This is a genomic window from Actinomadura fibrosa (assembly GCF_900659615.1).
Classification (GTDB): Bacteria; Actinomycetota; Actinomycetes; order Streptosporangiales; family Streptosporangiaceae; genus Spirillospora; species Spirillospora fibrosa.
The window spans coordinates 1-6,190 of record NZ_CAACUY010000376.1 but is presented as its reverse complement, the minus strand read 5'-3'; the positions used below and the strand labels follow the sequence as shown (position 1 = coordinate 6,190).

The following is a 6,190-nucleotide window of genomic DNA, read 5'->3' as shown; positions in this document are numbered from 1 at the left end:
AGCCGCACCGGCGCCTGGTCGGGCGGCCCGGGATCGGGGGCCGTGCCGCCGCAGCGCGCGAGCCGCCGGACGATCCGCGGCCGGTCCGCCTGGCCGGGCGCCTGGCCGACCGTGCCCTCGGGGTCGGCGAGCAGGTCGTCCAGGACGTGGACCTCCGCCACGTCCGCGAGATGGGGGACGACCACGCCGGCGAGCTCCTCCGCCGTCCGGAACGGGTCGAGCCGGCTGCCGATGCCGGCGCTCGCCCGGCTGAGGAACGCCAGGCCGTCGGGCGTGCCGCCGGCGGACAGCGCGGAGTCGTCGATGGCCAGGCCGTCGAAGGCGTCGAAGGGCAGCCGCGCGCCGAGGATGAAGCTGACCGCGGGGTAGCCGAGGTCGAGGATCCGGGCGGTGAGCGCGGCGGGGTCCGCCGGGACGGGCAGCTCCAGGCCGCCGAGCACCTTGGCCAGATTGCGCCGCAGCCGCGGCAGGTGCGGAGGCGTCACCGGGAGCAGGTACGGGGCGACGCTCGGGACGCGCAGGCCGCGGTGCGGTTCGGCCGCGACCGCCGACCGGGCGACGATCTGGTCGCCCACCGACAGGCCGAGCGGGACGCTGCGCAGCGATGTCGTCTCCGTGGCGAAGGCGAGCAGCCTGAGCTCGCCGTCTCCATCGTGCCCGTCGCCGCCGCCGTGCCCGTCGTCGCGTCCGCCGCCGCGCTCATCATCGTGCCCGTCATCGCGCCCATCGCCGTGCCCGCCGTGCTCGTCGCCGCCGCCTCCATGACCGTCGCCGTTCGCGTCGCGGGGAGGCGGGCGGCCGCCGGGCAGCCGGTACACCCACCACGCCACATTCTTGATCTTCAGTGGGTGGCGGCGGAGCAGCGGGGCGGTGAAGGCCGTGGCCTCGGCCGCCCCCGACCGGACGGGGTCGAGGGCGGCGCCGTGCATGCCGGGGACCGAGAACCGGTCCCCGAAGACGCGGCCGAGCATCGTCTCGGCGGCGTGGCCGAAGAGCCGCTCGGCGTCCTCGCCCCAGGCGAGGACGCGGCCGTGGCCGTCCAACGGCAGCATCACCATGCGGGCCAGCCCGACCATCCCCCCTGAGGCGCCCGAGTCCTGGTCCGGTTCTTGCAGGACGTGACCGCTCATGGGATCCATCCTTGTGGGCCGTGTGCACGGATCGCGTTCGCGACACTACCCCGAGTACGGATTCGGCGCGGCCGGTTTCCTCGGGAAGGTCCCGGATCGGTGTGAGAGTTCTGCCCTCCGCGGACGCCTTTCCGGCGGATGAGAGAGGACAATGGCCCCATGAAGCCCGAGAGGGTGGGTCACGACACGCCGCGCGGACGGCTGGAGGAGATCAGCGAGCGGCTGCACGAGATCCAGCAAAGGAAGCGTGAGCTGGCCACGGCCGCCACGGCCGCCACGGCCGCCGGCGAAGGCGGTACGGTTCCGGCGACCGAGGCGGGCGCCGCGCCGGCCGCCGGCCGCATGAGCTCGATGGAGCGGGTGCGGCGGGCGGCGCTGCACGCCGACCGCGCCACCGAGGCCGTGATCGCGGCCTACAACCGCGCCGGCGCCGTGCACGACCGCGCCGCCGCGCTGCACGAGTATCTGGCCGAGAACGAGGTGGGCGACGTGCGGCGGCACCGCGAGTCGGCACGGCGGCACCGCGCCCTCGCCGCCGACGACCGCGCCGCGGCCGCCCGCGTCCGCGTCGATTACACGCGCCGGTGGTCCGAGAGGCCCGCCGATGGCATGACGGCGACCGGACCGGGCAGGAAACCGCCATGGTGACCGCAGCGGGGCGCGACATCGTCGTCATCGCGGCTTCGGCCGGCGGGATCGGGGCGCTCCAGGGAGTGATGGCGGAGCTTCCCGGGAACCTCCCGGCCGCGGTCCTGGTCGTCCTGCACGTCCCGCCGACGGGAGGCCGCGCGCTCCCCAACATCCTGAACCGGGCGGGGCCGCTGCCGGCGGCCCAGGCCGCGGACGGCGAGCCGGTCCGCCACGGCCGCGTGTACGTGGCGCCGCCCGACCACCACCTCCTGCTCCGCGACGGCGCGATCCACGTGTCGCACGGTCCGAAGCAGCACAACCACCGGCCGGCGGCGGACCCGCTCTTCGAGAGCGCCGCCGCCGAGTGGGGGCCGCGGGTGACCGCGGTGGTCCTCAGCGGGACGCTGGACGACGGGGCCGCGGGCGCGGCGGCGGTCGCCGCGGCCGGGGGCGCCGTGGCCGTCCAGGACCCGGACGACAGCACTTACGACGGGATGCCCCGCGCCGCCCTGGCGGCGGTACCCGACGCGGCCGTCCTGCCGCTGAAGGACATCGGGTCGTTCATCGCGGAGCAGAGCCGGACCCCCGTCGAGATCGACCCGGCCGCGCCGACGGCGGACAACCCGGCCGCGCCGACGGCGGACAACCCGGCCGACCGACTGGAGGCTGATCCCGTGGCGATGGAGCCGCCGGGCGTGTGGAGCGGCATCACCTGCCCGGAGTGCGGGGGCCCGCTGAACGTCATGCCGAGGACCCGGCCCGCGCACTACGAATGCCGGCTGGGGCACGGCTGGTCGGCCGGAAGCCTGCTCGACGGGCAGGCGGACGCGGTCGAGCGGGCGCTGTGGGTGGCGGCCCTGCGGCTGGAGGAGCGCTCGCGGCTGACCCGGCGGATGGCCGCGGACGCCGAGGAGCGGGGCCACACGAGGTCCGCGAGGCTCTTCCGCGCCTCGTCCGCCGAGAGCGAGGAGGCGCTGGTCACGATCCGTTCGCTGATCGAGCACATCGCGACCACCGCCCCGGACGGGTTGGACGGCGGCGACACCGGGACCGCCGGAGCGGAGGAGGCGCGGGAGAACGCGCGGGAGGAGGCGGGCGGGCGCGGCGGTGCGGGGGGCGCCGGAGACGGCAGTGAGGGCGAGGAGGAAAGGAGAGGGGGCGGCGACGCCGGAGGCGGTTCCAGGACGTCCGGCCCGGCGGTTTGACGGGAAGTGGCCGGACCCCGCACGACGAGCTGACGAGGCGGCGTACGCTTCGAAAACGTGGCCGAGAAGCAGAGCGACGAGCACGAGACGGAGTTCGAGGATCTCCTTCTGATGCTGAAGGAGACCCGCGGATTCGACTTCACCGGATACAAACCGACGACACTGACCCGGCGCATCAAGCGCCGGATGGACGCGCTCGGTCTGACCGAGGTCGGTGAGTACCGTGACTACCTGGAGCTGGAGGCGGAGGAGTTCGGCCGCCTCTTCGACAGCCTGCTGATCAACGTGACGGCCTTCTTCCGCGATCCGCCCGCCTGGCAGGCCCTGCGCGAGTCGGTGCTGCCGGAGATGCTGGCCGCCAAGGACCCGGGCCGGCCGATCCGCGTCTGGAGCGCCGGCTGCGCGACCGGCGAGGAGGCGTACACGCTGGCGATCGTCCTCGCGGAGATGCTCGGGGCCGACGACTTCCGCGAGCGGGTGAAGATCTACGCCACGGACCTGGACGAGGACGCGCTGCACCAGGCCCGCGCGGGGACCTACTCCGAGCGGCAGCTCGCCGAGCTGCCCGAGGACCTGCGCCGCAACTACTTCGAGCAGTCCGGCACCCGGTACGCCTTCCGGCGCGACCTGCGCCGCCAGGTGATCTTCGGGCGGAACGACCTGACGCACGACGCGCCGATCTCCCGGGTGGACCTGCTCGTCGCGCGCAACACGCTGATGTACTTCAACGCCGAGACGCAGACGGGCGTCATCCGGCGCTTCCATTTCGCGCTGAACGAGCCCGGCTACCTCTTCCTGGGCAAGGCGGAGATGCTCCTCAACCACGGTGACCGGTTCGAGCCGATCGACCTGCGCAAGCGCCTCTTCCGGAAGATCTCGAACCGGAGTCCCGGCCTCCCGCACAAGGTGTGGGACGAGGGGAACCGGACCGTGCGCTCGTCCTCGACGCAACTGGAGCAGGCGGCGCTCAACGCGGGCCCGGTCGCCCAGCTCGCGGTGGACCTCGTGGGCAACCTCGCGGTCGCGAACGCGCGCGCGGAGACGCTGTTCAACCTGCGTCCCCGCGACATCGGCCGGCCGTTCCAGGACCTGGAGGTGTCCTACCGCCCGGTGGAGCTGCGGTCGGTGATCGAGACGGTGCGCAAGGACGTCCGCCCGGCGGAGCTGCACGACGTGGTGTGGCACCGGTCGGCCGGGGCGGAGCCGAGCGTCTTCCACGTGCAGGTCGTCCCGCTGTTCCGGCAGCCCGGGGAACCGGTCGGTGTCGGCATCAACTTCTCGGACGTCACGCACTACCGGCGGCTCCGGGAGGAGCTGGAGCACTCGAACCAGGAGCTGGAGCGGGCCTACGAGGAGCTCCAGTCCCTCAACGAGGAGCTGGAGACGACGAACGAGGAGCTCCAGTCGACCAATGAGGAGCTGGAGACGACGAACGAGGAGCTCCAGTCCACCAACGAGGAACTGGAGACGATGAACGAGGAGCTCCAGTCGACCAACGACGAGCTCCAGGAGATCAACGACGCGCTTCGCGTTCGCAGCGAGCAGCTCGACTCGGCGAACTCGTTCCTCAGCTCGGTGCTGCGCAGCCTCGGGTCCGCGGCGGTCGTGGTCGACCGCGACCTGCGGGTCCAGGTGTGGAACGCCGGCGCGGAGGAGCTGTGGGGGCTCCGCGCCGACGAGGCGCACGGCCTCTCGCTGGAGGAGCTCGACATCGGGCTGCCGGTGCAGGAGCTCGTCCCCACGCTGCGCCGGCTGCTGGACGGGGGCTCGTCCGTCGGCGGTGCCGAGACCACGGTGGACGCGGTGAACCGGCGCGGCCGCCCGGTCCGGCTCTCGGTGGAGTCGGTGCTGCTCAGGGACGACCCGGGCCAGACCGAAGGCGTGATCATCGTGATGGACCACCTGCCCGGCGAGGAGTTGTGACCGCGGGGCTGTTGTCGCGTCACCGGGTTCCCTTCCCGGCGGAAGTGAGGAGAATGCCAGGTACCGGCTCCACCCGTTGACGGGGAGGTACAGGGCGATGGCTTCGAGCGTGGACACCTCCGCCTTCCGGCGCGACCTGGACGCCTTCAGCGGCCGGCTGGACTCGCTCCGCTCGTCCCCGGCGCTGGACCTCGCGCTGGCGGAGCTGGAGAGCGCCGAGGAGGAGCTGCGCGCCTGCACCGACGAGATCGAGCGGCTCGCGGAGATCGGCGGCGACGAGGCGTGGCGGCGGGACGTCGTCCGCGCCGCGGTGCGGGAGCTGCCGGTGCCCGTCTTCCTCCTCGACGCCACGGGCGTGATCCGGCTGGTCAACCGGCAGGGGGCGGGCCTGCTCGGGGTGACCGCGGCGTACGCGGCCGGGAAGCCGTTCGCGGTCTTCGTCGAGCTGCCGTGGCGGGTCTCGTTCCGCTGCGAGCTCGCCGACGTCCTGCGGGAGGGCGAGCTCGGCGTCCTGCCGTGCCGGCTCGGGTCGAGGCGGCGGCGGCCGCCGCAGCTGCGCCTGTCGCTGATCCGGCTCGGCGGCAGGCCGGGGCCGGGGAGCCGGCCGTACGTGCTGGTCACCGTGGATCCCACGCCGGAGCCGCACCAGGAGATCATGGCGGTGGCGGCGTACGTGCGGCGGCTGGACGTGATGGGGCGGATGACCCGGCTGCTGATCGGCGCCCGCGGCCTCGCGTCCCGGCCGCTGGTGGAGGCGGCGACCGCGCTGCTGGCCGCGGAGTGCGCCGACTGGGCGGTGACCGACCTCAGGCGGCGAGGCGCTGCGGGCGCCGGGGTGCTCGGCCGCGCCGCGGTGGCGGGCCCGGAGGGCGGCGGGGCAGACGGCGGGGCGCCGGCCGTCACGCGGGTGCTGCGCGAGCTGGAACCGGCCGACGTGTCCCGCTACATCGTCGAGACGGGCGAGTCCACGCTGCACATCCCGCTGTGGGAGAGCGGCGCGTTCGGCGGCACCGCGGAGGACCGCCGGATCCTCGCGCGGCTCGCCACGGGCTCGGCCGTGGGCGTCCCGGTCCGGACGGAGGACGACGTCCTCGGCGCGATGGTCCTCATCCGCGGTGAGGAGCGGGCGCCGTTCACCGTCACCGACCTCGCGGTGTTCGAGGAGCTCGGCATGCACCTCGGGCTAGCGCTGGCCGCCGCGCCGGACGCCGACGGGTAGCGCGGGCAGCAGGGCGGCGAGCGTGACGGCGACCGCCGCCGCGCAGAGCAGCGCGGCGCCGAAGCGCTGGTCGGCGAGCGGCG

The 6,190-nt window shown here is 74.2% G+C and carries 5 protein-coding genes; 4 read left to right on the top strand and 1 reads right to left on the bottom strand.

The window, feature by feature from the left end; all coding sequences use genetic code 11:
• Window positions 1-1,130 (bottom strand): hypothetical protein (locus E1300_RS46510; protein ID WP_370786114.1); only part of this gene is annotated, 1,130 nt, incomplete at its 3' end.
• A gap of 159 nt (window positions 1,131-1,289) precedes the next feature.
• Here E1300_RS46510 and E1300_RS46505 point away from each other — a divergent pair.
• The 4 genes from E1300_RS46505 (at window position 1,290) to E1300_RS46490 (ending at window position 6,107) form a co-directional block, all read left to right on the top strand.
• Complete coding sequence (locus E1300_RS46505; RefSeq protein ID WP_131763663.1) at window positions 1,290-1,778, top strand: hypothetical protein; 489 nt, start codon at window positions 1,290-1,292, stop codon at window positions 1,776-1,778.
• Window positions 1,772-2,965, top strand: coding sequence for a chemotaxis protein CheB (locus tag E1300_RS46500; RefSeq protein WP_131763662.1), 1,194 nt, complete (start codon window positions 1,772-1,774; stop codon window positions 2,963-2,965). Before E1300_RS46505 ends, E1300_RS46500 begins: the two co-directional genes overlap by 7 nt.
• Before the next feature lie 57 nt (window positions 2,966-3,022).
• On the top strand, window positions 3,023-4,888 hold the full coding sequence (locus tag E1300_RS46495) for a CheR family methyltransferase (protein ID WP_242619844.1): 1,866 nt from the start codon (window positions 3,023-3,025) through the stop codon (window positions 4,886-4,888).
• A 97-nt stretch (window positions 4,889-4,985) separates the two neighbouring features.
• Window positions 4,986-6,107: a PAS domain-containing protein gene (locus E1300_RS46490; protein WP_131763661.1), complete on the top strand. Its 1,122-nt coding sequence runs from the start codon at window positions 4,986-4,988 to the stop codon at window positions 6,105-6,107.
• Window positions 6,108-6,190: the final 83 nt, after the last annotated feature.

What these genes read in the sequence shown, in the direction of transcription:
- E1300_RS46490 (WP_131763661.1), top strand. Translation starts at nt 4,986, where the DNA reads ATGGCTTCGAGCGTGGACACCTCCGCCTTCCGGCGCGACCTGGACGCC.
- E1300_RS46500 (WP_131763662.1), top strand. Translation starts at nt 1,772, where the DNA reads ATGGTGACCGCAGCGGGGCGCGACATCGTCGTCATCGCGGCTTCGGCC.
- E1300_RS46505 (WP_131763663.1), top strand. Translation starts at nt 1,290, where the DNA reads ATGAAGCCCGAGAGGGTGGGTCACGACACGCCGCGCGGACGGCTGGAG.